General features: G+C 70.7%; 25 protein-coding genes and 1 pseudogene. 19 read left to right on the top strand and 7 right to left on the bottom strand.

Translation table 11 applies throughout. The annotated features are described in order from the left end of the window. Nucleotides 1-26 precede the first annotated feature (26 nt). Nucleotides 27-965 (bottom strand): homocysteine S-methyltransferase, encoded by a 939-nt coding sequence (gene mmuM, locus RAB71_RS06980; RefSeq protein ID WP_010342367.1) that lies wholly within the window; start codon nt 963-965, stop codon nt 27-29. Nucleotides 966-1,150: 185 nt separating this feature from the next. On the opposite strand from mmuM, the gene RAB71_RS06975 reads away from it, so the two are divergent. From RAB71_RS06975 to RAB71_RS06895, 17 genes and pseudogenes are all read left to right on the top strand, one after another. Beyond that, a complete protein-coding gene (locus RAB71_RS06975) occupies nt 1,151-1,540 on the top strand; it encodes a VOC family protein (protein ID WP_199774662.1) in 390 nt (129 codons plus the stop codon). Nucleotides 1,541-1,666: 126 nt separating this feature from the next. Then, nucleotides 1,667-2,119, top strand: a complete 453-nt coding sequence (locus RAB71_RS06970; RefSeq protein WP_010342365.1) for a DUF2147 domain-containing protein — start codon at nt 1,667-1,669, stop codon at nt 2,117-2,119. Between the two features lie 206 nt (nt 2,120-2,325). After that, on the top strand, nt 2,326-4,386 hold the full coding sequence (gene metG, locus RAB71_RS06965) for a methionine--tRNA ligase (protein ID WP_010342364.1): 2,061 nt from the start codon (nt 2,326-2,328) through the stop codon (nt 4,384-4,386). A gap of 94 nt (nt 4,387-4,480) precedes the next feature. Further along, nucleotides 4,481-5,071 carry an HAD family hydrolase gene (locus RAB71_RS06960; RefSeq protein ID WP_041500445.1) on the top strand — a complete coding sequence of 197 codons (591 nt, stop codon included), beginning with the start codon at nt 4,481-4,483 and terminating at the stop codon, nt 5,069-5,071. A gap of 4 nt (nt 5,072-5,075) precedes the next feature. Further along, the gene (locus RAB71_RS06955) at nt 5,076-5,666 is read left to right on the top strand and encodes a hypothetical protein (protein ID WP_010342361.1); all 591 of its coding nucleotides are present in this window, start codon (nt 5,076-5,078) and stop codon (nt 5,664-5,666) included. A gap of 98 nt (nt 5,667-5,764) precedes the next feature. After that, entirely contained in the window at nt 5,765-6,175 is a 411-nt protein-coding gene (gene rnfB / locus RAB71_RS06950; RefSeq protein WP_081481952.1) for an Rnf electron transport complex subunit RnfB, read from the top strand. Nucleotides 6,176-6,265: 90 nt separating this feature from the next. Continuing rightward, nucleotides 6,266-7,054, top strand: coding sequence for a hypothetical protein (locus RAB71_RS06945; RefSeq protein ID WP_010342359.1), 789 nt, complete (start codon nt 6,266-6,268; stop codon nt 7,052-7,054). 88 nt (nt 7,055-7,142) lie between these two features. Further along, nucleotides 7,143-7,514 (top strand): hypothetical protein, encoded by a 372-nt coding sequence (locus RAB71_RS06940; protein WP_010342358.1) that lies wholly within the window; start codon nt 7,143-7,145, stop codon nt 7,512-7,514. Nucleotides 7,515-7,572: 58 nt separating this feature from the next. Then, on the top strand, nt 7,573-8,130 hold the full coding sequence (locus RAB71_RS06935; protein ID WP_010342357.1) for a sigma-70 family RNA polymerase sigma factor: 558 nt from the start codon (nt 7,573-7,575) through the stop codon (nt 8,128-8,130). Beyond that, a complete protein-coding gene (locus tag RAB71_RS06930; protein ID WP_010342356.1) occupies nt 8,127-8,915 on the top strand; it encodes an anti-sigma factor domain-containing protein in 789 nt (262 codons plus the stop codon). The genes RAB71_RS06935 and RAB71_RS06930 overlap by 4 nt, the downstream gene beginning before the upstream one ends. A gap of 612 nt (nt 8,916-9,527) precedes the next feature. After that, complete coding sequence (locus RAB71_RS06925; RefSeq protein WP_175300590.1) at nt 9,528-10,505, top strand: acyl-CoA desaturase; 978 nt, start codon at nt 9,528-9,530, stop codon at nt 10,503-10,505. Further along, a complete protein-coding gene (locus tag RAB71_RS06920) occupies nt 10,502-11,755 on the top strand; it encodes an NAD(P)/FAD-dependent oxidoreductase (protein ID WP_041500450.1) in 1,254 nt (417 codons plus the stop codon). The genes RAB71_RS06925 and RAB71_RS06920 overlap by 4 nt, the downstream gene beginning before the upstream one ends. A gap of 86 nt (nt 11,756-11,841) precedes the next feature. Next, nucleotides 11,842-12,621: pseudogene (locus RAB71_RS06915) on the top strand (DUF1365 domain-containing protein); the annotation flags it as partial. Beyond that, nucleotides 12,618-13,931: a cyclopropane-fatty-acyl-phospholipid synthase family protein gene (locus tag RAB71_RS06910; protein WP_010342347.1), complete on the top strand. Its 1,314-nt coding sequence runs from the start codon at nt 12,618-12,620 to the stop codon at nt 13,929-13,931. The pseudogene RAB71_RS06915 and the gene RAB71_RS06910, both read left to right, overlap by 4 nt. Continuing rightward, nucleotides 13,928-14,473 carry a DUF2878 domain-containing protein gene (locus RAB71_RS06905; protein WP_010342346.1) on the top strand — a complete coding sequence of 182 codons (546 nt, stop codon included), beginning with the start codon at nt 13,928-13,930 and terminating at the stop codon, nt 14,471-14,473. Before RAB71_RS06910 ends, RAB71_RS06905 begins: the two co-directional genes overlap by 4 nt. Beyond that, a complete protein-coding gene (locus tag RAB71_RS06900) occupies nt 14,470-15,252 on the top strand; it encodes a DUF1295 domain-containing protein (protein WP_010342345.1) in 783 nt (260 codons plus the stop codon). Before RAB71_RS06905 ends, RAB71_RS06900 begins: the two co-directional genes overlap by 4 nt. Before the next feature lie 21 nt (nt 15,253-15,273). Further along, the gene (locus RAB71_RS06895) at nt 15,274-16,350 is read left to right on the top strand and encodes a cyclopropane-fatty-acyl-phospholipid synthase family protein (RefSeq protein ID WP_010342344.1); all 1,077 of its coding nucleotides are present in this window, start codon (nt 15,274-15,276) and stop codon (nt 16,348-16,350) included. A 214-nt stretch (nt 16,351-16,564) separates the two neighbouring features. Here RAB71_RS06895 and RAB71_RS06890 read toward each other — a convergent pair whose 3' ends face one another. Next, on the bottom strand, nt 16,565-16,909 hold the full coding sequence (locus RAB71_RS06890; protein WP_010342343.1) for a RidA family protein: 345 nt from the start codon (nt 16,907-16,909) through the stop codon (nt 16,565-16,567). Beyond that, complete coding sequence (locus RAB71_RS06885; protein ID WP_010342342.1) at nt 16,906-17,598, bottom strand: DUF998 domain-containing protein; 693 nt, start codon at nt 17,596-17,598, stop codon at nt 16,906-16,908. The genes RAB71_RS06890 and RAB71_RS06885 overlap by 4 nt, the downstream gene beginning before the upstream one ends. A gap of 472 nt (nt 17,599-18,070) precedes the next feature. Between RAB71_RS06885 and mprF the strand changes: the two genes are divergently transcribed. After that, nucleotides 18,071-20,635 carry a bifunctional lysylphosphatidylglycerol flippase/synthetase MprF gene (mprF, locus tag RAB71_RS06880; RefSeq protein ID WP_010342341.1) on the top strand — a complete coding sequence of 855 codons (2,565 nt, stop codon included), beginning with the start codon at nt 18,071-18,073 and terminating at the stop codon, nt 20,633-20,635. 413 nt (nt 20,636-21,048) lie between these two features. Here mprF and RAB71_RS06875 read toward each other — a convergent pair whose 3' ends face one another. The 4 genes from RAB71_RS06875 to RAB71_RS06860 all read right to left on the bottom strand — a co-directional run bounded on the left by RAB71_RS06875 (nt 21,049) and on the right by RAB71_RS06860 (nt 23,959). Further along, on the bottom strand, nt 21,049-22,473 hold the full coding sequence (locus RAB71_RS06875) for a virulence factor family protein (protein ID WP_029562001.1): 1,425 nt from the start codon (nt 22,471-22,473) through the stop codon (nt 21,049-21,051). Nucleotides 22,474-22,595: 122 nt separating this feature from the next. Then, on the bottom strand, nt 22,596-22,781 hold the full coding sequence (locus RAB71_RS06870) for an oxidoreductase-like domain-containing protein (RefSeq protein ID WP_010342339.1): 186 nt from the start codon (nt 22,779-22,781) through the stop codon (nt 22,596-22,598). A 75-nt stretch (nt 22,782-22,856) separates the two neighbouring features. Then, the gene (locus RAB71_RS06865; protein WP_010342337.1) at nt 22,857-23,456 is read right to left on the bottom strand and encodes a hypothetical protein; all 600 of its coding nucleotides are present in this window, start codon (nt 23,454-23,456) and stop codon (nt 22,857-22,859) included. Then, on the bottom strand, nt 23,453-23,959 hold the full coding sequence (locus RAB71_RS06860) for a 2'-5' RNA ligase family protein (RefSeq protein ID WP_234006664.1): 507 nt from the start codon (nt 23,957-23,959) through the stop codon (nt 23,453-23,455). Before RAB71_RS06860 ends, RAB71_RS06865 begins: the two co-directional genes overlap by 4 nt. Between RAB71_RS06860 and RAB71_RS06855 the strand changes: the two genes are divergently transcribed. Beyond that, nucleotides 23,885-24,094, top strand: a complete 210-nt coding sequence (locus tag RAB71_RS06855) for a hypothetical protein (protein ID WP_234006678.1) — start codon at nt 23,885-23,887, stop codon at nt 24,092-24,094. The genes RAB71_RS06860 and RAB71_RS06855 overlap by 75 nt on opposite strands. The last annotated feature ends 105 nt before the right edge of the window (nt 24,095-24,199 follow it).

Raw genomic sequence — 24,199 nt, 5'->3', positions numbered from 1 at the left:
CGCGTGCAAGGCGACCCACCTCCTCGCTACGACGATGCCAGACGCTGCGCCAGCTGCGCGATGTCCTGCGGCGTGGTGCGGCAGCAACCGCCGATCAGGCGCGCACCGGCGGCACGCCAGGCGGTGAGGTGGTCGGCCAGAGCCCCAGCGTCGGCGCTGCCGGCCTGCCAGCATTTGCGGTCGGCGTCGTAGCGCTCGCCAGCATTCGGATACACCACAAGCGGCACGCGGGTCAGCGTCGCCAAATGGCGCAACGCCACGGTGGCCAGCGACGGGGCGACACAGTTGACGCCGAGCGCGACCACCTGCGGATGGCCGTCGAGCAACGCCACCACCTCGCGCAACGGCGTGCCGTCGCTGAGATGCGTCGCATCGCGCAGCGTGCAGGTGAACCAGGCGACGGTCTGCGGGAATGCCTCCAGCACCTCCAGCAAGGCCACCATTTCCACCAGTGACGGCTGTGTTTCGCAGGTCAGCAGGTCCACGCCCGCCTCCACCAGCACGGCGATGCGCGGGCGATGGAAGTCCCGCAATGCCGCCTGCGGCAACGCGTAGTCGCCACGGTACTCGGACCCGTCGGCCAAGTAGGCACCATACGGACCGACCGAGCCGGCAACCAGCAACGGCCCCGCCTGCGGATGCCGCGCGAGATGCGCCTGCCGCGCCTGCTGCGCCAGTTCGACGCTGCGCGCGATCAAGCGCTGCGCTTGCACGAGATCGATCCCGCGTGCGGCAACCCCCTGCGGCGTGGCCTGGTAGCTGGCGGTGATCGCACACTGCGCACCAGCGGCGAAATAGTCGCGGTGCAATTGGCGGATCAGGTCCGGCTGTTCCAGCAGGATCTTCGCCGACCACAGCGGATCGCGCAGATCGCAGCCGCGCCGTTCCAGTTCAGTGGCCAGCGCGCCATCGAGCACCAGGCAACGGTCATCGGCCAGCAACGCGGCAAGCGGGTTGTGCGGCATGCTGCGGCCTCGCAGCGAAGGAACGCGCAGTGTCGCAGACGGCGGCGGCACGGTGCGACGCTGCGCTATGCTGCCGCCATGCCATCGACCCTATTGCCGACTGCGCACGACACCACCGCCGCGCCACCTGCGAGCACTGCCGCCGCCCACGCTCGCTGCGCGAGCGCGCCGCGATGACGTCGCCGCTGACCCTCGACGGCCTGCACCACGTGGCGATCATCGCCTCCGACTACGCGCGCTCCAAGGACTTCTATTGCCGCCTCCTGGGCCTGCCGGTGATCGCCGAGGTCTACCGCGACGCGCGCGACTCCTGGAAGCTGGACCTGGCCCTACCCGACGGCAGCCAGCTCGAACTGTTCTCGTTCCCCGCGCCACCGCCGCGACCGAGCCGCCCGGAAGCCTGCGGCCTGCGCCACCTGGCGCTGCGCGTGCGCGACCTGGACGCCGCCGTCGCGCACCTGCAGGCGCACGGCGTGGCGGTCGAACCGATCCGCGTCGACGAATACACCGGCCGCCGTTTCACCTTCTTCGCCGATCCCGACGACCTGCCGCTGGAACTGTACGAAAACGGCTGAACGCCCACCGCCGGCCACGCTGAACCGCATGACGCAGTGCGGATTCCCAGCACCATACGCTTGGGTATACAGTCGGATCAGGCCGGCATCGCGCCGGCCGCACCGGACATCCCTCGGGAGGGGAACATGCGCACGAGCTTCAAGACCCTGATGCTGGCCCTGCCGCTGAGCGCGGCGGCATTCATGGCGCACGCCGCCGACACCTCGCCGGTCGGCCGCTGGCAGACCATCGACGACGAAACCGGCAAGCCCAAGTCGATCGTGCAGATCGAACAGGCCGGCAATGGCACGCTGAGCGGCAAGGTGGTGGAGATCCTGCAATCCAACCACGGCCCCAACCCGATGTGCGACAAGTGCGACGGCGAGCGCAAGGGCAAGCCGATCAAGGGCATGACCATCCTGTGGGGCCTCAAGCCCGACGGCACCGCGGTGTGGGACGGCGGCTCGGTGCTGGACCCGGCCAAGGGCAAGACCTACAAGGCCAAGATCACCCTCACCGACGGCGGCAAGAAGCTGCAGATGCGCGGCTACATCGGCATCGAGGCGTTGGGGCGGACGCAGACCTGGATCAGAGAGTAGAAGCCGGGAATCGGGAGTGGAGAATCGGGAATCGTTAAAAGCGGCATCTGCTGGCCTGATGCCCCTCCACTCCGACAAGGCGCCTGCAAAGGCGCCTTCTTCGTGGCCCATCGGCTCGCGGGCGGCCGCTCTTGCGATTCCCCATTCCCGATTCCCCATTCCCAGCTCCATGCAATAATCCCCGGCCCCCAGAAACGCCGGCCGCCATGACCACCGCCCTCGTCACCACCGCCCTGCCCTATGCCAACGGACCGCTGCATCTGGGGCATCTGGTCGGCTACATCCAGGCCGACATCTGGGTGCGCGCGCGGCGGTTGCGCGGCGACCGCACCTGGTTCGTGTGCGCCGACGACACCCATGGCACGCCGATCATGCTGGCCGCGGAGAAGGCCGGGGTCACCCCGGAAGACTTCATCGCCGCGATCCAGGCCAGCCACGAGCGCGATTTTGCCGCGTTCGGCGTGGCCTTCGACCATTACGACTCGACCAACTCGGACGCCAATCGCGCCCTGACCGAGGCGTTCTACGCCAGGCTCGACGCCGGCGGCCACATCGCGCGGCGCTCGGTGGCGCAGTTCTACGACCCGGCCAAGGGCATGTTCCTGCCCGACCGCTACATCAAGGGCATCTGCCCGAACTGCGGCAGCGCCGACCAGTACGGCGACAACTGCGAGGTCTGCGGCGCCACCTATTCCCCGACCGAGCTGAAGAAGCCCAAGTCGGTGATCTCCGGCGCCACGCCGGAACTGCGTGATTCGGAGCACTTCTTCTTCGAGGTCGGCCGTTTCGACGGCTTCCTGCGCGATTGGCTGGCCGGCGACGTGGCCCTGCCCGGGGTCAAGGCCAAGCTGATGGAGTGGCTGGACAGCGAAGGCGGCCTGCGCGCCTGGGACATCTCCCGCGACGCGCCCTACTTCGGCTTCCAGATCCCCGGCCAGCCGGGCAAGTATTTCTACGTGTGGCTGGACGCGCCGATCGGCTACCTGAGCAGCTTCCAGACCCTGTGCGCGAGCCTGGGCGAAGCCTTCGAGCCGCACCTGGCCGCCGGCACCGCCACCGAACTGCACCACTTCATCGGCAAGGACATCGTCAACTTCCACGGCCTGTTCTGGCCGGCGGTGCTGCACGGCACCGGCCACCGTGCGCCGACCCGGCTGCACGTCAACGGCTACCTGACCGTCGACGGCGCCAAGATGTCCAAGTCGCGCGGCACCTTCGTCATGGCCCGCACCTACCTGGACGTGGGCCTGGAGCCGGAAGCGCTGCGCTACTACTTCGCGGCCAAGTCCTCCGGCGGCGTCGACGATCTCGACCTGAACCTGGGCGACTTCGTGGCGCGGGTCAACGCGGACCTGGTCGGCAAGTTCGTCAACCTGGCCAGCCGCTGCGCCGGCTTCATCGACAAGCGCTTCGGCGGCATGCTCGCCGACGCGCTGCCGGATGCGGCGCAGTACACGCGCTTCGTCGCCGCGCTGGCGCCGATCCGCGAGGCCTACGAGCGCAACGACCCGGCCAGCGCGATCCGCCAGACCATGGCCCTGGCCGACGAGGCCAACAAGTACATCGACGAACACAAGCCGTGGGTGCTGGCCAAGCAGGATGGCGCCGAAGCGCAACTGCAGGCCGTGTGCACGCAGGGCCTGAACCTGTTCCGGGTACTGGCCGCCGCGCTCAAGCCGGTGCTGCCGCGCACCTGTGCCGAGGCCGAGGCCTTCCTGTCGGCCCCGCTCACCGCCTGGCATGACCTCGACGCCCCGCTGCTGGCGCACGCCATCCAGCCCTACGCCCCCCTGTTCACCCGTCTCGACCCAAAGCTGCTCGACGCCATGACCGACGCCTCCAAGGACACCCTCGCCCCCACTCCAGCTGCCGCGCCCCCCGCCAAGCAGGAAGCGAAGGCCGCCACCAATCCCCAATCCCCAACCCCCAATCCCGGCCACATCGGCATCGACGACTTCGCCAAGCTCGACCTGCGCATCGGCAAGGTGCTGGCCTGCGAGTTCGTCGAAGGGTCGGACAAGCTGCTGCGCTTCGAACTGGACGCCGGCGAGCTGGGCAAGCGGCAGATCTTCTCCGGCATCCGCGGCAGTTACGGCGAGCCGGAAACGCTGGTCGGCCGCAACGTGGTGTTCATCGCCAACCTGGCACCGCGCAAGATGCGCTTCGGCCTCAGCGAGGGCATGATCCTGTCGGCCGGCTTCGACGGCGGCGCCCTGGCCCTGCTCGACGCCGACAGCGGCGCGCAGCCGGGCATGCCGGTGCGGTAAGGCCGGGAAAGGGGATCGGGAATCGGGAATCGCAGAGCTGCAGGTGGCTGCCAGACCCGCTTTTACGATTCCCGTTTCCCCATTCCCCATTCCCATGGACTTGGCCCTTTTCGACTTCGACCACACGGTCACCACCGCCGATACCTATTCGGGGTTCCTGCGGCGGGTGGCCACGCCGGCGCAACAGGCGCAGGCGCGCTGGACGGTCGGGCCCTGGCTGGCCGGCTATCGGCTGGGGCTGGTGTCGGCGGCGGCGTTGCGCACGCGGGTCACCCGCCTGGTGTTCGCCGGACGCGATGCAGACGAGATCGCCCGCGAAGCCGAGCGCTATGCGCACGAGGCGCTGCCGCCGCTGCTGCGGCCGGACATGCTGCAGCGGATCGCCTGGCATCAGGCGCAGGGACACAGCGTGGCGGTGGTGTCCGGTTCGCTGGACCTGTATCTGCAACCCTGGTGCAAGCAGCATGGGCTGCACCTGATCTGCAATCGCCTGGAAGTGCAGGACGGGCGCCTGACCGGACGCTATCGCCACGGCGACTGCGGGCCGCGCAAGGCCGCCCTGATCCGCATGCAGTACGACCTGAACGCCTATCCGCGCATCTACGCGTACGGCGACAGCCGCGAGGACCGGCCGATGCTGGCGCTGGCGCACGAGCGCTGGTACCGCGGGCGCCGGATCGCCTGAGCCGATGACGCCGCGCCAGACACCGCCGCCCCTGCCGTCCGCTGCGCAGCGCGCGGTCGCATCCGCACCACGCAGCGACGCTGGAGCGACGCCACCGCGCGACCGCAGCGCGGTCGTCGCCTTGTCGATCGTGGCGCTGGCGCTCCTGCTCGGCATCGGATTCGCCGTCAGCGCGTGGGGGTGGCGCATGTACCCCGCGGCGCGCAGCGACGACGCCTGGGTGGCGACGCCGGCGTCGCGCGCCGGGGGCGCCAGGCCCGGCGCGCCGGCCGCCGTCTCCACGCATGCGCCCACGGACGACGCGACCGTGGTGATCGCCCGGTTCCGCGAGGACGTGCTGCCGACGATCCGGGTCGGCCAGACCGCGCAGGTGCGCCTGGCCGGCGATGCGGAGAGCGCCTGGGTCGGCCACGTCCAGGCGATCGGCGCCGACACGGACGCGGCGCTCGACAGCGCCGCGCAGGCCGGCAACCATGTCCAGCGCGTGCAGCGGCAGCCGGTGCGGATCGTGCTGGACCGTGCCCAGGACGCGCCCCCCACGCCGGCGCCGGGCACCGCGGTCCAGGTCGTGATCAACACCTACAGCGCGCGCTAGGCTCGGGCCGCAGCGGACGCCGCGCTACACTGTGCCGGCTTGCCACGCCGGCGTTTCCGCTCTTTCGCCTCTGCTCCATGCCGCGCGCCGCCTCCGCCATGACGCCCACCCACGACGCCCTGCTCGAACGTCTCGATCGCCTGCTGCCGCAGACCCAATGCGGCCAGTGTGGGTTCGATGGCTGTCGCCCCTATGCCGAGGCGATGGCCGCCGGCACGGCGCAGGTGGACCGCTGCCCGCCCGGCGGCGACGCCGGCGCGCGCGCCCTGGCGCGGGTGCTCGGGGTCCCCGTCCTGCCCTACGACCGCAGCCGCGGCACGCACACGCCGCCGCAGGTGGCGTGGGTGGTCGAGGCCGACTGCATCGGCTGCACCAAGTGCATCCAGGCCTGCCCGGTGGACGCCATCGTCGGCGGCGCCAAGCACATGCACACGGTGCTGGCACCCTTGTGCACCGGCTGCGCACTGTGCCTGCCGGCCTGCCCGGTGGACTGCATCGTCCTGCGCTGAGACGCCCGCGCCACGCGGCCGCCACCGCGGGCGCATCCGGATCGGCGCCGGCCGCGTATGTCCTGGTGTCATCCCACCGGAGCGCCGTGCATGCCGACGTCGACCGCCGCCTTCCCGTTCACCCGACCGCACCTGCCGCTGGCGCTGGTGCTGAGTACCGCCGCGCTCGTCGCCGCGGCACCGGCCAGGGCGATGCTGCACTACGAGGGCATCGCCTATGCCGCCGACAGCAAGCAGGTGCTGTACCGCGAAAGCCATTGGGTCCGCGACGATGGCGCGCGCGTGGTGCTGTACCAGTGCGCCGATGGCAGCGCATTCGCACGCAAGCGCGTGGACGACGGCAGCGCCGCGCCGGACTTCGAACTGATCGATGCGCGCAGCGGCTACCGCGAGGGCGTGCGCCGCAGCGGCGGCGGGCGCGAGATGTTCAGCCAGGCCAAGGGCCAGGCCGAACGGCGTGCGCCACTGCCCAAGAGCGAGCAGGCGCAGGTGATCGACGCCGGTTTCGACGCCTATCTGCGCCAGCGTTGGGACAGCCTGGGCAGCGGCGCGCCGCAGCGCATCGCCTTCGCGCTGCCCAGCGAACTGCGCACGCTCGACTTCCGCATCACGCCCGGCCCGGCCGATGCCGAGGTGCAGCGCTACACCCTGAGCCTGGCCGCCTGGTACGGCACGCTGCTGCCCGACCTCAGCGTCGCCTATGCACGCCAGGACCGGCGCCTGCTCGAGTTCCGCGGCGTCGGCAACATCCGCGACGCGCGCGGCCGCTACCCGACCGTGCGCATCGAATTCCCCGAACGCCTGCGCGGCCAGGCCGATGCCGGCGCCTGGGAGCAGGCGCTGCAGCAACCGTTGGTCGCGCAATGCAGCGCGCGCTGAGCCGCGCCGCCAGCGCATTCACGCCGGCCATCGCCGCAGCCGCTACAACCATGCCTGCGCATCGCCCGCGCATCGACGAGGACACCTCATGGCCAAGGCCTACCTGTGGTTCAACGCCGCGCTCTACGCGCTCCTGGCCATCTGGTGCACGCTGCTGCCGGCGCAGACCGCCGCCGCGGTGGGCTATGTCGGCCTGGACCGCTCCGGCCAGTCCGAATACCTGGTCATCTACGGCGGCCTGCAATTGGGCATGGCCTTCCTGTTCGGCTACTTCGCCCGCACCGGACAACTGCGCACCGGCCTGCTCCTGGCGCTGGCGTTCTACGTGCCCATCGTGCTCTACCGCAGCGCCAGCCTGCTGCGGCTGTGGCCGGTGGGCCCGACCACGACCGGCCTGGCCGCGTTCGAGATCGTCCTGCTGCTCGCCGCGCTCATCCTGTGGCGGCGCCAGCGCGCCTGAGCGACGGCCGCGGCGAAAGCCTGTAGCATCGCGCCGACCTTCGCCACCGTCTCCCGGCATGACCGAGTCGCCCGATCACGACGAAGCAGGACAATTGCTGGTCGCCACCGCCGCCGGCGACAGCGCTGCGTTCGAACGCCTGTACCGCACCACCGCCTCGCGCCTGTTCGGCGTGTGCCTGCGCATCGTGCCGCAGCGCGGCGAAGCCGAGGACGTGCTGCAGGAAGTGTTCTCCTCGGTCTGGCGCAAGGCCGCGCAGTTCGACCCGCAACGCGCGCGCGGCCTGACCTGGCTGACCATGATCGCCCGCAACAAGGCCATCGACCATCTGCGCGCACGCGCCCCGGCGCGGCAGTCGGTGGCGCTGGACGACGCCGGTGAACTGCAGGACGAAGGCCGCGACCCGCTCGCCGATACCGAGTGGCGGGTGGCGGGACGGCGCCTGGACGTGTGCATGGGCGAACTGGAGCCGCCGCGCGGCGAGCTGATCCGCACCGCGTTCTTCGACGGCATCACCTACGAGGAACTGGCCCACCGCAGCGGCACGCCGCTGGGCACGGTCAAGAGCTGGATCCGCCGCGGCCTGGCCAAACTGAAAGCGTGCCTGGAACGATGAACGCCTCCGTGCCCGATCCGCAGGAAACCCCGCCGCCGCGCGACGTGCTGGCCGGCGAATACGTGCTCGGCGTGCTCGACGCGCAGGAGCGCCGCGCCGCCGAAGCGCGCATCGACAGCGACCGCGCCTTCGCCGAGGCGGTGCTGCAGTGGCAGCAGCACCTGATGCCGCTGGCCGACGAGATCGCGCCTGTGGAGGTGCCCGAACGCGTGTGGGTGCGCATCCGTGCCTCGCTGGGCCTGGATGCGCCGACGCCGCGCGCGCGGCCCGCCGCGCCCGGGTTCTGGGACAGCGTGCGGACCTGGCGCTGGCTCAGCGCCGGCGGCTTCGCCACCGCCACCGCCTGCCTGCTGGCGCTACTGCTGGCGCGTGCGCCGGTGCCGCCGCCGGCCGCGCAGCCGCCACCGGTCGCCACCACCACCCCCAAGCCCAGCGGCATCGCGATGACCTCCACGCTGATGCAGGACGACGGCAAGCCCGGCTACGTGGCGCTGATGGACGCCGACAAGCGCAGCATTACCCTCACCCCGCTGGGCGGCACCCACGACAGTGCGCGCGTGCCCGAGCTGTGGCTGATCCCGGCCGACGGCAAGGCGCGCTCGATGGGCGTGTTCGATGAGGCCAAGGCGCGCGTGGCGCGCATCCCCGATGCGCTGATGCCCATGCTCAGCGACGGCGCGGTGCTGGCGGTGACCATGGAACCGCCCGGCGGCGCGCCCGGCGGCGTGGCCACCGGCCCGGTCGTGGCCAAGGGCGGCATCAGCACGCTGCAGCTGGCGCCGTAGACAACCCCTTCTCCCATATCGGGAGAAGGTGCCCCGAAGGGGCGGATGAGGGTACGGGCGCAGCCTCGTGGAGCTGTTTCCGCGAGGCGCTTCGCGCCGCACCCTCACCCCAACCCCTCTCCCGATGGGAGAGGGGCAATACGCCTCAGCACGCTGCAACTCGCACCGTAGACAACCCTTCTCTCACCGGGACCATGGATTCCCTTCTCCCATCGGGAGAAGGTGCCCCGAAGGGGCGGATGAGGGTACGGGCGAGGCCTCGTGGACCTGTTTCCGCGAGACGCTTCGCGCCGCACCCTCACCCCACAACCCCTCTCCCGATGGGAGAGGGGCAGTTCCAGGCGCCTTGCACGCGCCGCAGGCAGTCCGTGCTGCGCTCAACTGCAAGAACCCGGCGCGCATTCACCCGCCCACCACTCGCGCGCAGGCAACATCGCCGCCGCCGTCGCGCATCCGCGCGACAGCCAGATCTTCCGATCGCGCGACGCCTGCGCTGCGCCGTCGTGGCCCGCGATGCCACGCCCGCAGCCGTGCAGGGGAAATGCGACTTGGGTGCATCCGTCTTCCGGTTTCGCCCGTATCGCTCCCCAAGTCCCCCAATGAGACGCGCTTGTGCCGAGTCCCGTTCCGGAACCCCGCCCTTCCACATCGCCGCCTGCGCCGCGTGGCCGCATCCTGCGCACCTTGCGCCGCTGGTTCGACACCAGTGCCGAGATCGAACTGGATCCGGCGCGCGCCGACCGCATCGACTGGCTGCGCGCCGCGCCCTACATCGCCCTGCACCTGGCGTGCCTGGGCGTGTTCTGGGTCGGCGTGTCGTGGTTCGCCGTGGGCATGGCGGTGGCGATGTACGCGGTGCGCATGTTCGCGCTCACCGGCTTCTACCACCGCTATTTCGCCCACCGCGCGTTCAAGACCTCGCGCCCGGTGCAGTTCCTGTTCGCTGCGATCGGCGCCACCTGCGTGCAGCGCGGGCCGCTGTGGTGGGCCGCGCACCACCGCAACCATCATCGCCACACCGACACCCCGGCTGACCCGCATTCGCCGCGCCAGCACGGCTTCTGGTGGAGCCATAGCGGCTGGTTCCTGACCCCGCGCGGCTTCCGCACCGACTGGGAGGCGATCCCGGACCTGCGCCGCTTCCCCGAACTGCGCTTCCTCGACCGCTTCGACCTGCTGCTGCCGGTGCTGCTGGCGCTGGCGCTGTTCCTGCTCGGCGGGTGGCTGCAGCGGCACGTGCCGCAGCTCGGCACCGATGGCCCGCAGTTGCTGGTGTGGGGCTTCTTCGTCTCCACCGTGGCGCTGTTCCATGCCACCTTCACCATCAACTCGCTGGCGCACCGCTTCGGCAGCCGCCGCTTCGACACCCGCGACGACAGCCGCAACAACCTGTGGCTGGCACTGCTGACCTTCGGTGAAGGCTGGCACAACAACCACCATTTCTTCCCCGGCGCCGCGCGCCAGGGCTTCCGCTGGTGGGAGCTGGACCTGACCTGGTACGGACTGAAGGCGCTGTCGTGGACGCGCGTGATCCGCGAGCTCAAGCCGGTGCCGGCCGGGCTGGTGCGCGCGCAGGCGCGTGCCCGATGAGCCGGATCGCGGTGGTGGGCTCGGGGATCGCCGGCCTCGGCGCGGCGTGGCTGCTGTCGCAGCGCCACGAGGTGACGCTGTACGAAGCGGCCGACTATCTCGGCGGCCATACCCATACCCATGCGATCGAACTGGACGGCGCGGAATACGCGGTGGACAGCGGCTTCATCGTGTTCAATCCGGAGCACTACCCGTTGCTGAGCGCGTTGTTCGCGCGGCTGGGAGTGGAGTCGCAGCCGACCACGATGAGCTTTTCGGTGCACGAGGAACGCACCGGGCTGGAGTACAACGCCGGCACGCTCGATGGGCTGTTCTGCCAGCGCCGCAACCTGCTGTCGCCGCGTTTCTGGCGCATGCTGCGCGACCTGCGGCGGTTCTACCGCGAGGCGCCGCAGGTGCTGCATGACGCTTCCCTGGCGCAACTCACCCTCGGCGAATTTCTGCAGCGCCACGGCTACTCCCAGGTGTTCCGCGACGCGCACCTGGTACCGATGGCCTCGGCGCTGTGGTCCTCGCCGTCGCGGCAGATCCTCGATTTCCCGATGCGTCAGCTGATCGGCTTCATGGCCAACCACCACATGCTGCAGGTCAGCGGCCGCCCGCAGTGGCGGGTGGTGCGCGGCGGCTCCAACAGCTACGTGCGCGCGCTGCGCAGCCGCTGGCGGGTGCGCGAGCGGCTCGGCACGCCGGTGCGCGCGATACAGCGCACCGCGCACGGCAGCGTCGCCATCGCCTGCGATGCCGACACGCAGCAATACGACCATGCGGTGCTGGCCTGCCATGCCGACGACGCGCTGCGCCTGCTCACCGATCCCAGCGACGCCGAAACCGCGATCCTCGGCGCGATCGGCTACCAGGACAACGAGACCGTGCTGCACACCGACGCGCGCGTACTGCCGCGCGACCGCCGCGCCTGGGCCGCCTGGAACGCGCACGTGCCGGCCGATCCGGACGCGCCGTGTACGGTCAGCTACTGGATGAACGCACTGCAGTCGCTGCAGGCGCCGCAGCCGTTCATCGTCAGCCTCAACCGCAGCGATGCGATCGATCCGGCCAAGGTGTTGCGGCGCATGCGTTACCGGCATCCGCTGCAGACCCAGGCATCGGTGGCGGCGCAGGCGCGCAAGGGCGAGATCCAAGGCCAGCGCAACACCTGGTTCGCCGGCGCCGGCTGGGGCTTCGGCTTCCACGAGGACGGCCTGCGCAGCGCGGTCGACGTCGCCGCCGCGCTGGGGGTACCCTGGTCATGACACTGATGCGCCGTGCTGCCGTGTCCGCCCCGCCGGCTGGCGCCGTCTCGACAACGTCGGCGGCGGCGGGCACGACCTTGCACGGCCTGCACAGCGCGGTGTACACCGGCTGGGTGCGGCATCGCCGCTACGCACCCAAGGCGCTGGCGTTCCGCTATCCGCTGTTCCTGCTGTACCTGGACCTGGACGAACTGGAGCAGGTGTTCGCGCGGCGCTGGCTGTGGTCGGTGAACCGGCGCAACCTGGCCGAGTTCCGCCGCAGCGATTACCTCGGCGACCCTGCGCAGCCGCTGGACGAAGCGGTACGCGACCGCGTGCAGCAGCACACCGGCGAACGCCCGCTCGGCCCGGTGCGCATGCTCACCCACCTGCGCTACTTCGGCCATTGCTTCAATCCGGTCACGTTCTACTACTGCCACGACGCGCAGCAGCGCCTGCACAGCATCGTCGCCGAGATCACCAACACGCCGTGGCGGCAGCGCCACGCCTACGTGCTACCGATGGCCGAGGCGCGCAGCCACGGCGCCACCCACGCCTGGCGCTTCGCCAAACGCTTCCATGTGTCGCCGTTCATGGCGATGGCGCACACCTACGCCTGGCGCTTCAGCGAACCCGGTGCGCAACTGCGCGTGCACATGGACGTGCTCGATCCTGCGCCCGCAACCGTGCGACGGCGCTTCGACGCCACCCTCGTCCTGCAGCGCCGCGCGCTCGACGGCGCCAGCCTGGCGCAGGCATTGCTCCGCTATCCGGCGATGACCCTGCAGGTCATGGCCAAGATCCACTGGCAGGCCCTGCGGCTGTGGCTGCGCGGCAACCCGGTGCACGACCACCCCGACCACTCCCTTCCGCGAGAAAGCCGATGAACGCTCCGCACGCGCCCTCTTCCGCCGCCGCGCTGGCCCCGGCCGCACCGCCGTTGCGCGGGCTCGACCGCCTGCTGCGGAAGCGTCTGCTCGCCACCCTCGATGGCCTGCGCGAGGGCCAGTTGCGCATCGAGGAGACCGGCACGCTGACCACGCTGGGCGATGCCGGCGCCGATGCCGACGTGCTGCAGGCGCATCTGCGCATCCACGATCCGCGCTTCTACCGCCAGGCCGCGCTCAACGGCAGCGTCGGCGTCGGCGAGGCGTACATGGATGGGCTGTGGGACTGCGACGACCTGGTTGCGCTGGTGCGCCTGCTGGTGCGCAACCGCGACCGCCTGGACGCGATGGAGACCGGCCTGGCCCGGCTTGGCGGCCTGGCGATGCGCGGCCTGCATGCGTTCGCGCGCAACACCCGTGCCGGCAGCCGCCGCAACATCGCCGCGCACTACGACCTGGGCAACCAGCTGTTCGAGCTGTTCCTGGATCGCAACCTGATGTACTCCTCAGCGATCTTCCGCGATGCCGACGCCGCCCTGGGCGAGGCTGCGCTGGAGCGCGCGGCCGAGCGCAAGCTGCAGCGCATCTGCGCCAAGCTCGATCTGCAGCCGCATCATCATCTGGTCGAGATCGGCACCGGCTGGGGCGGCTTCGCGCTGCACGCGGCCAAGCACCATGGCTGCCGCGTCACCACCACCACCATCTCGCGTGAGCAGTACGAACTGGCCCGGCAGCGCGTCGCCGCCGCCGGGCTGTCGGACCGAGTCGAGGTGTTGTTGCGCGACTACCGCGATCTGAATGGCCGCTACGACCGCCTGGTCTCGATCGAAATGATCGAGGCGATCGGCCACCAGTACCTGGACACCTACTTCGGCAAGGTCGGCAGCCTGCTCAAGGACGACGGCCAGGCGCTGATCCAGGCCATCACCATCGAGGATCACCGCTACGCGCAGGCGCTCAAGTCGGTGGACTTCATCAAGCGCCACATCTTCCCCGGCAGCTTCATTCCCTCGGTGGCAGCAATGACCGGGGCGATCGGCCGCGCCAGCGACCTGCGCCTGTTCAATCTTGAAGACATCGGCCCCAGCTACGCGCTCACCCTGCGCGCCTGGCGCGAGCGCTTCATGGCCAGGCTGCCGCAGGTGCGCGCGCTCGGCTACGACGAACGCTTCATGCGCATGTGGGAGTTCTACCTGGCCTATTGCGAGGGCGGCTTCCTGGAGCGCTCGATCGGCGACGTGCACCTGTGGCTAAGCAAGCCGCGCGCGCGGCCGGCGCAGTTCGCCCCGGCGCTGGCGGGCGACGCATGAACAACCTCGTCAACTACCTCGCCCTGCAGGGGCTGTGGCTGGCAGCGGTGGTCGGCGCCGCGCACGGGTTGGCCTGGGCCGGTCCGGCAGCACTGGCGCTGTTCGCGCTTTACCAACTGTGGCCGCGGCGCCGCGCCCGCGGCGACGCCGCGCTGGTGGCGCTTGTACTGCCCCTGGGCGCCGGCGTGGATGCCGCCATGCGCGCCGGCGACTGGGTGCGCTACGCCGCCGCGCCGCCGTCACCGTGGCCGCCGCTGTGGATCCTGGCGCTGTGGGCCGGCTTCGCGCTGACCTTCCAGCACTCGCTGGCATGGGTGATGCGCCATCTCTGGCGTGCGGCGCTGTTCGGCGCCACTGCCGGCCCGCTGGGCTACGTGCTGGCCGCGCGCGGCTGGCAGGCGGTGACGCTGGTTGAGCCGTTGCCGCAGGCGCTGCTGGCACTGGCCGTCGGCTGGGCCGCGGCGCTGACCTTGCTGAGCCTGGCGACACGCCGCCTGATGGTCGCCACGCCGGCCCTTCCGGCAACCGGAGCGGCGCGATGAACGCCTGGCCGCTGCTGCATGTGGGCGTGTTCACCGTGCTGGTCATGCTCGCCGGCTGGGCCTGGCAGCGGCATACCCGCAACGCCGGTGTGGTCGACGTGCTGTGGTCGGCGTGCATGGCGCTGACTGCGGTGTACTGCGCCTGGCGCGCCGACGGCGCACTGCTGCCGCGGGTGCTGACCGCCGTGTTGGGCGGACTGTGGGGCGCGCGCCTGGCCTGGCACCTGGGCGTGCGCGTGTTCGGCGATGCCCACGAGGACGGCCGCTATCGCGCCCTGCGCGAGCACTGGCAAGGCGACCAGCGCAAGTTCCTGGCGTTCTTCCTCGGCCAGGCGCTGGTGGTGCTGGCGTTCGCGGTGCCGCTGTCGGTGGCCGCGCACAATCCGCAGCCGCAGTGGAGCGTGTGGACCACCCTGGCGGTGGCGACCTGGCTGGTCGCGGTGGGCGGGGAAAGCCTGGCCGACCGGCAACTGGCCGCGTTCCGCGCCGACCCGGCGAACAAGGGCAAGACCTGCCGCCAAGGCCTGTGGCGCTACTCGCGGCATCCGAACTACTTCTTCGAATTCGTGCACTGGTTCGCCTACGTGTTCCTGGCGGTGGGCAGCGGCGCGCTGTGGGTCGGTGTGGCCGCGCTGGGGCCGCTGCTGATGTTCGCCTTCCTGTACCGCGTCACCGGCATTCCCTACACCGAACAGCAGGCCCTGCGCTCGCGCGGCCGCGACTACGCCGACTACCAGCGCAGCACCAGCGCCTTCTTCCCCATGCCGCCGCGGCACTGAGCCGCACCAGGAGATCCGCCGATGTCCAGCACCTTCGCCACCTCTTCCCCGCCCGCCGCGCCGGCCGAACCACTGGCCACGCGGCTGGCCGAATCCGGCCTGCTGCCCGACGCCATGCTGCGCGCGGCGATGCGCCGGCTGTGCGCGCAGCGCCTGCGCGAGGAGCGCGCCGGCGGCGCCGACGCGGCCTGGGAACGCCAGCGCCTGCTGATCGAATCGCTGCGCGAGAGCGCCATCGCCATCGAGACCGATGCGGCCAACCGCCAGCACTACGAAGTGCCACCACGTTTCTTCGAGCTGTGCCTGGGCAAGCGCCTGAAGTACAGCAGCTGCTACTGGGACGCGACCACGCCCGACCTCGATGCGGCCGAGGAACGCATGCTGCAGCTGTACGGCGAACGCGCGCAGTTGCGCGATGGCCAGCGCATCCTCGAACTGGGCTGTGGCTGGGGCTCGCTGACCTTGTGGATGGCCGAGCAGTTCCCCGGCGCGCGCATCACCGCGGTGTCCAACTCGCGGCCGCAGCGCGAGCACATCGAAGCGCAGTGCCGCGCGCGCGGGCTCAGCAACGTCAAGGTGATCACCCACGACGCCAACACCCTAACCCTGCCGACCGAGAGCTACGACCGCGTGGTCTCGATCGAGATGTTCGAGCACATGCGCAACTACCGCGAACTGCTCAAGCGCGTCAGCCACTGGCTGGTGCCGGGCGGGCGGCTGTTCGTGCACATCTTCTGCCATCGCGACCTGGCCTACCCGTTCGAGGTGCAGGGCGAGGACAACTGGATGGGCCGGCACTTCTTCACCGGCGGCCTGATGCCGGCGGCCGACACCCTGCTGCAGTTCCAGGACGACCTGGCGATCGAACGCCGCTGGCTGCTGTCCGGCCAGCACTACGAGAAGACCGCCAATGCCTGGCTGCACAACCAGGACCGCCACCGCGACGCGCTGATGCCGGTGCTGCAGGCCACCTACGGCGCCGACGCCAAGATCTGGTGGCAACGCTGGCGCATGTTCTGGATGGCCTGCGCGGAACTGTTCGGCTACGAACAGGGCCAGCAGTGGGGTGTGGCGCATTACCGGTTCGTGCGGCGCTGAGGCGCTTGGGCGCCGGGAATGGAGAATGGGGAAACGGGAATGGGCGTCCCGCGAGTCCCGGCATTACCTGGGAAACCCGAGGAACTCGCGGTCAGCGGGAACGGGCCTTACCGGCGACGCCTCTCGTGGCTAAAGCAACTGATCCACGCGGTCGCCCAGGCGACGACACTGCCGCCTTTCCCATTCCCCATTCCCGACTCCCCATTCCCGGCTTTCACGCCGCCGCGGTAATCACGATCTCGATCTTCCAGGCCGGGTCGGCCAGCTTGGCCTGCACGGTGGCGCGGGCCGGGGTGTTGCCGGGGCTGACCCATTCTTCCCAGACCTTGTTCATCTCGGCGAACTCGGCCAGGTCGGTCATGTAGATCTCCGCGCGCAGGATCCGGCTCTTGTCGGTGGCGGCGAGCGCCAGCAGCCGGTCGATCGCGGCGAGCACTTCGCGGGTCTGGCCGGCGATGTCGGCGCTGGTGTCCTCGGCGATCTGGCCGGCCAAGTAGGCCACGCCGTTGTGCACGGTCATTTCCGACATGCGCGGGCCGGTATCGAAACGCTGGATCATGATGCGCTGTCCTGTAGTGGGAAGACCGCGCCATTGTCGCGCGATTGCGCAGCGGCTGCAGGCGCCGGCCGCCACACGCGGTACGCCACCGGCAACAGCCAGGCCAGGATCAGCACGATCGCCAGCTTCTGGGTCAGGCCGCGCGGCGGCGCGCGCCACAGCACATGCAGCCACAAGACCGCGAACGCCAGCACCGCCAGCAGCAGCAACGGCCCGGCGCGGCCCTTCCACGCTCCCTGCCCGCGCAGCCATGCGCTTTGCAGCAGCATCGCGGTGGTCGCGCACAGAAACGCGGTCTGCGCGGACAGCCCATGCACCAGCGGCGCCAGCAGCGGCGCGCGCTGCGGCAGATAGCTGTCGCCGATCGCCACCCCACACAACCCCAGCGCCGCGCCACCGAACAGCAGCACAGGCGCGCCGCTGCGCGCGCGTGGCGGCGACTGCGCATACAGGCCGGCTGCCAAGGCCATCACAGCCGCCGCCAGCAGGACGTAGACAGTGCGCAGTACCAGGCCGCCGGGTCCATGCAGGTATTGGCTGAGCGTGGCCTGCTGCCACTGCAGATCGGCGCGCAAAACCTGCAGCGCCACCGCCACACCGAGAAACAGCAATGCCAGCAGCAGCGCCGTGGCACCGGCCAGGCGCGTCCAGCGCGGCGGTGCGGAAAGGGGAAACGCGGACAACTGCATCGACAGGCTCCGGACCGACAAGGACCGTCGCCACACGCGTCGGCCACGCCCCTCCGCGGCCCCCGACGCCGTGGCGACGTACGATTCCACTATCATGCGCGTCGCCGGCGCGGCCGGTATAGCCTAGGGCGTGCGATGTGCGGTGGAGGAACGGCAGTGATGAGGGAGGATGCAGTGCGCACGCGACGCGGTGCCACCGCGGATGGCGCCACGCCATCCGTTCGGGATCGCGTGGCGCCGCTGATCGCCGCCCTGCCTGGCGATGGCGCGCGGCATGTCGGAGCAACCGGCCTCGCCACAGCCTCCCACTTACCGCGCTCTGACCTCCGTTTCGCAGCCCATCCATGTTCGTGACACGATTTCCTCCAACCGGTATCGCGATGGCCCGTCTCCGTTTCACCCGCAGTCTTGCTTCGGCTCCGTCGCGTACCGCGTACCGCGCGCCGTGGCGTCTTACCGCCGCCCGCCCGCAATGACCGACACCGCGCCCTCCGCTCCCGCGTCCACGCCCGGCTGGCGCCGTGCGCTGCCGGTGCTGGCCAGCCTGGCGATCCTGGCCCTGGCGCTGCATGCGCTGGCCACGGAGTTCAGCACCCATGGCTACAGTGCGATCCGTCACGCCTTCAACCAGCTGAGCCTGACGCAGATCGTCCTGACCCTGCTGCTGGGCCTGAGCAGCTACGCCTGCCTGATCGGCTTCGATGCCGTCGGCCTGCGCCGCAGCGGGCGCAAGCTGCACCCGATGCGGATCAGCATCACCGCGTTCCTGGCGCATGCGGTCGGCCAGACCCTGGGCTTCGCCGCGCTGACCGGCGGCGCGGTGCGCCTGCGCGGCTACGGCCGGGTCGGGCTGAGCCTGGCCGAGATCGGCCAGGTGGTGCTGATGAGCACGCTCGGCTTCGTGTTCGGCGCCTGGCTGCTGCTGGCGCTGGCCCTGACCCTGGAACCGGCCGCCGCGGCGCTGGCGCTGCCGGTCGGCGCGACCGCGGTGCGCGCGATCGGCATCGCGTTGCTGGTCGGCTTCGCCACGATGCTGCTGCTGGCCGGTCGTGATGGCCGCACCCTGCGCTGGCGCAGTCACGAACTGTGGCTGCCGGACCGGCGCACCACGCTGGGCGTGACCGCGCTGAGCGTGGTCGAGCTGGGCCTGGCCAGCGCCGCGTTCTACGTGCTGCTGCCCAACGAATCGGGCATCGAATACATCGGCTTCGTCGGCCTGTACCTGGTCGCGGTGGTGGCGGGCCTGGTCTCGACCGTGCCGGCCGGCCTGGGCGTGTTCGAGTGGAGCCTGCTTAAGCTGCTGCCCGGCGTGGCGCCGGCGGCGGTGCTGGCGGCGGCGCTGATCTACCGTATCACCTACTACGTGGTGCCGCTGCTGCTGTCGGTGCTGATGGCGTCGCTGTCCGGCCTGCGCCGGCCGCTGGCCGCCAGTGCCGGCGGGGTGCGCGTGGCCTGGCGCACGCTGCGCCCGTGGCTGCCGCAGATCATCGCCCTGGCGGTGTTCGCGGTCGGCGCGGCGCTGGTCATCGACGGCACCCTGCCCACGCCCAAGCGCCGCCAGGACATGGCGCCGCTGTCGATCATGGAGACCTCGCACCTGCTGGCCAGCCTCGGCGGCGTGGTGCTGCTGCTGATCGGCCAGGGCCTGCAGCGGCGCAGCCATGCCGCCTGGGTGCTGGCGATCGGCATCTGCGTGCTGCTGCCGCTGCCGGCCTGGCTGCGCGGCGGCCACGTCTCGGTGGCGCTGTCCTCGCTGGTGGTGGCGGTCGGCCTGTGGGGCGCGCGCCGCGAGTTCTACCGCGAGGGCGCGCTGCTCGACGAGGCCTGGTCGTGGCCGTGGCTGCGCAACCTCGGCCTGGTGCTGATCGCCACGATCTGGCTGCTGTTCTTCGTCTACAGCCATGTCGAATACCAGAACGAGCTGTGGTGGGAGTTCGCCACCTCGGCCAACGCGCCGCGTGCGCTGCGTGCGGTGCTGCTGGTCAGCGTGGCGGTGGTGGTGTTCGGACTGGCGCGACTGCTGCACAGCACCCGCTCGCCATTGCCGCCGGCCGATGGCGCGCAACTGGACTCGCTGGCGCCGGTACTGGCCGAGGCCACCGACACCCAGGCCTGCCTGGTGCTGACCGGCGACAAGGCGCTTTTGCAGGCCGAGGACGGCCCGGGCTTCGTGATGATGCAGCGCTACGGCGGCTCGCTGGTGGCGATGGGCGACCCGGTCGGCACCCCGGAGGTGGCCCGCGCGCTGATCTGGCGCTTCCGCGAGGAAGCCGACCGCATGGGCCTGCGCCCGGTGTTCTATCAGGTCGGCGAGCAGCACTGGCAGACCTACCTGGACCTGGGCCTGACCTTGGTCAAGCTCGGCGAGGAAGCGATGGTGTCGCTTGAGGGCTTCCACCTGGAGGGCCGCGACCGCGCCGATCTGCGCCAGGCCTGGAACCGCGGCAAGCGCAGCGGGCTGAGCTTCCGCATCGTCGAAGCCGACGCGGTGGACGCGCTGATGCCGGTGCTGGCCGAGGTCTCGCAGCAATGGCTGGAAGACAAGGCCGGCGCCGAGAAGGGCTTCTCGCTGGGCAGCTTCGATCCCGCCTACCTGCGTCGCTTCCCGATCGCAGTGGTGGAGTTCGAAGGCAAGGTCGTGGCCTTCGCCAACCTGTGGCAGGCGCCGGCCGGCCACGAGCTGTCGGTGGACCTGATGCGGCACATCGCCGACGCGCCGAAGGGCACGATGGATTTCCTGTTCATCGAGCTGTTCCTGTGGGGCCGCGACCAGGGCTACAAGCGCTTCTCGCTGGGCATGGCGCCGCTGTCGGGCCTGGCCCAGCACCGCCTGGCCGGGCGCTGGAACCGCTTCGGCAACCTGATCGTGCGCCACGGCGAACGCTTCTATGGCTTCACCGGCCTGCGCCGCTTCAAGTCCAAGTTCGCCCCCGCCTGGCGCACCCGCTACCTCGCCGCCCCCGGCGGCATGCACCTGCCGGCCGCGCTGCTGGACGTGACCCGACTGATCTCGCTGGATCCGCGCAAGCCTGAGTAGCCGGGATTGGGGAGTTGGGATTGGGGATTGGCCTGGCCGCCTCATTGCTGGGGCATTGCGAGGCTTCGCGCCGTACCCTCATCCGCCCCTTCGGGGCACCTTCTCCCGCAGGGAGAAGGAAAAGCGGCTAGCCCCTCTCCCACCGGGGCGACAGGGTGCGGCTTGCGCGTCACTGACGCGCGCACCCTGGAGCGCCCGCGCCGCGAGCGCGGGCCGGGCGCGAAGCGGGGGTTGGGGTGAGGGTACGGCCGCCATGGAGTCCGGCGACACAGAACGGGCGCTTTTCCCGCGCAGAACTGGGGTTTCAGCGATCAGCGTCGCGGCTGAAGCCGCTCCTACGAGGGCGCGAGCAGATAAGCCAACACGCGCGACCATCCCACCAATCCCCAATCCCGCCGCCCCAATCCCCGCCCCTACTGAATCCGCTGCAGGATCTGCTTGGCCAGCGTGGCGTAGTCGCCCTGGAAATGATGGTCGCCCGGCAGCTTGACCAGTTGCGCCCCGCCCTTGGGCAGGTCCGGGCACAGCGCGTCGTCGTCGTCCTGCCCGTAGATGCACAGGGTCTGCGCCGGCGGCATCTTCGCCACTTCCGGGGCGATCGGCAGGCCGTCGTCGCCGGAACTGATCCAGTTGGACACGTGGAACTCGTAGTCGGCGGTCTTGCCCACCGACAGCAAGGCGGTGAGCTGCACCTGGTCGCGCATCGCCTCCGGCAACTGGTTGTAGGCCGCCGGCAGCACGTCGGCGCCCTGCGAGAAGCCGATCAGCACCACCCGTCCGCGCTGCCACAGGTGGCTGTAGTGGCGGTAGATGCGGTCCAGGTCGGTGGCGAAGCCCTGCGGCGTGCGCTCGCTCCAGAAGTAGCGCAGCGAATCCACGCCCACCACCGGGATGCCGGCCTTGGCCAGGGCGCCGGCGACCTGCTGGTCGAGCCCGGCCCAGCCGCCGTCGCCGGAGACGAAGATCGCGAACACGTTGCCGTTGTCGGCGTCGGAGGCCGCCGCGGCGGCCGGCACTTCGACCACCGGCAGCCCGGCCAGGTCGGCCGGGGTCGGCGGCAGGCTGACGCCAGGCCGGTCGCCCAGCGAACGCACCGCCGCGCGCAGCCCAGGCAGCGCGTCGCCGCTGGCGCTACGGCGGAACTGCCGCGCCTGCGCCACCTTCTGCAGGAACGCATCGCTCTGCTGGGTGCAGCGGTCGCGCCGGCTCTTGGCGTCCAGCGCCGCCAGCCACGGCACCGGCAGTGTGGTCGGCTGCAGCGCACGCGCCGGCGCGGTGATGCCGGCGCCGCAGATCTGGTCGTCGAGCACCTGCACCGGGCAGAAATCCTCGGTCAGCAGGCCCGCCAGCAGATGCTTGGGCGCCTGCGCGGCGACCGCGTAGGCCAGCGCGGCGCCGTCGCCGTCGCCGACCAGCAACGGCAGGTGGTAGGTCGGCACATGGAAATAGGCCTGCACGTAGCGCGAGAAGTTCTCCACGTCGCCGGCAGAGAAACCGCAGGTGCCGTCGATCTTGGCCAGCACCGCCTGCAGGTGCGCGCTGTCGATCACCGCCACCATCGCGCCATCGTCGCGCAGCGCCTCGATCTGGCGCATGCGCTCGGCATCGGCGTGCTTGCCGCCGGCGAACCACAGCACCACGCGCTTCGCATTGCCCTTGGGCAACAGCACCGGCACCTGCTCGAAGCGTCCATGGCTGAGCTTTTCCGGCGATGTCGCCGGCGCACCGGCACTCGGCGCGGCGGCGGTCGCAGCGCCCGGCGCCGCACCGGCGATGCCGGCCACAAGCAGTCCACCCAGTGCACATCCCCACACCCAACCGCCACGCTTCTGCATCATCCAGCCATCCTGAAAAGGCGCGTTAAAGATAATCCCGAACGGCGGCGGCGCGAAGCGCGGCGCGCGCTGCGGTTCATGCCAGGTACGCCGGACCCGGGCCATCGCCTGCACCGGCGGCCCTGTCAGCCATCCGCGTCGGCGCCAGGGTGGCGCAGTTGCCAGGCCGCCAGCGCCTGCCGGTAGCGCTCCAGTTCCTCGTGGTAGAGGTCGTAGACGCACAGCGGACAGCCGCTGTCGCAGCAGTCGCTGGGGGCTGGCGGCAGCGGCGCCTGCGGGCGGGGATCGGCGTTGGCGGCAGGGTCGGACATGGGGCTTGGTGGTGGCGGCCGGACGGACCGGCGCGGCAGTGTAGAAGAAGGCGGCGCCGGGTGGCCCGCGCCTGGTCAGCCGATCGCCTGGCGCAGATTGGCGCGCGCGGCCGCGTCGTAACGCGCGTGGAAGCGCTCGCTGAGGAAAATGCGCGGCTGCGCCAGCACGGTGCGCAGGAAGGCGCGGCGCTTGCGCCGGTACAGCCAGCCCGGCACCACCCCGCGGTACTCCTCGGCGATGGCGCGGTCGTAGGCGGCGAAGGCTTCCGGTGTGGCGCCGAGGATGGCCATGTCGCAGTCCAGGAACAGTGCCGCGTCCGCATCCACCGAGGCGAAGGTCAGTTGCCCGTGACGCGCGGTGAGTTCGATCAGCGCGGCGACCCGCGCCGCGTCCACGCCGGCATCCGGCAGCCACTGCGCGATCGCCGCCTCGGCCAGGCGCGCCGACTGCGCTTCGTTGTCGCCGCGGCCGGCGCGGTACACCGCATCGTGATAGAGCACCGCCAAGTAGACCTCGCGCGGCTGCTGCCAGCCGGTGTCGGCGGCGACCTCGGCAAAGTGCGCCAGCACCGCCTCGACGTGGCCGAAATGGTGATAGGCGCGCGGCGGTTCGGCGTAGGCCGCCCGCAACTGCGCCCACTGCGCATCGGGCAGGGTCAGCGGCGCCGCGCTCATTCGCTGCTCTTCCTGGGATCGGCCAGCAACGGCCAACTCGCTTCGTGCAGGTAACGGCCCTGGCCCTGCACGCTGCGGATCAGGCTCAGCGACGCCGCCTGCCAGGAAAGCGCCGGTACGCGCTGCGGGGCCAGCGGCTGTTCGACATAGGCCAGGGTCATGTGCGGCAGATAGGCGCCGTCGGCACGTGCGGCGACACCGTGCCGGGCCAATTGCTGCTGCAACGCCTGGCGCAAGGCCTGCAGCGGCTGGGGCTCGGCATCGCCGCGCAACACCAGCGGTCGGCTGCGCGCGCGGCTGTCGAAGGTCACCGCCTGGTCGAATGCAAGGTCAAATGGCGAGGCCGCAAGCGCTTGTCCGGCGGCGCAGGCCTGCTGCAGCAAGCGTGGCGGAATCCCGGCGTATTCGCCCAGATAGTGCAAGGTCACATGCAGCCGCTCGGGCGGCAGTGCGCGGCCGCGCAATCCATGGTCGTGGCACAGCTGCTGACCGAGGCGATGCACCGCCTGCGCGGTCTGCGCGTCCGGCAACAACGCAAAGAACAGGCTTTAAAGAACAGGCTTTCGCGCGCAGCGGGCGCGTCGAAGCCGAGCGAGAACTGGGCGCCGTCGGGCGCAGTATCGGGATACATGGAGTAGAGCGGCAAACGCCGCAAGCGGATCGGGCAGCGGTCGAGCGCGCATGGTAGCAAGCGCGCCTGGTCGCTGCAGATCCGGCACGCCGCCCGGGCAGCGCCGCGATGG

This window comes from Xanthomonas sacchari, assembly GCF_040529065.1.
In the GTDB taxonomy this organism is placed as follows: Bacteria; Pseudomonadota; Gammaproteobacteria; order Xanthomonadales; family Xanthomonadaceae; genus Xanthomonas_A; species Xanthomonas_A sacchari.
The sequence above is the reverse complement of the archived record's forward strand: the minus strand, read 5'-3'. Positions and strand labels throughout refer to the sequence as shown.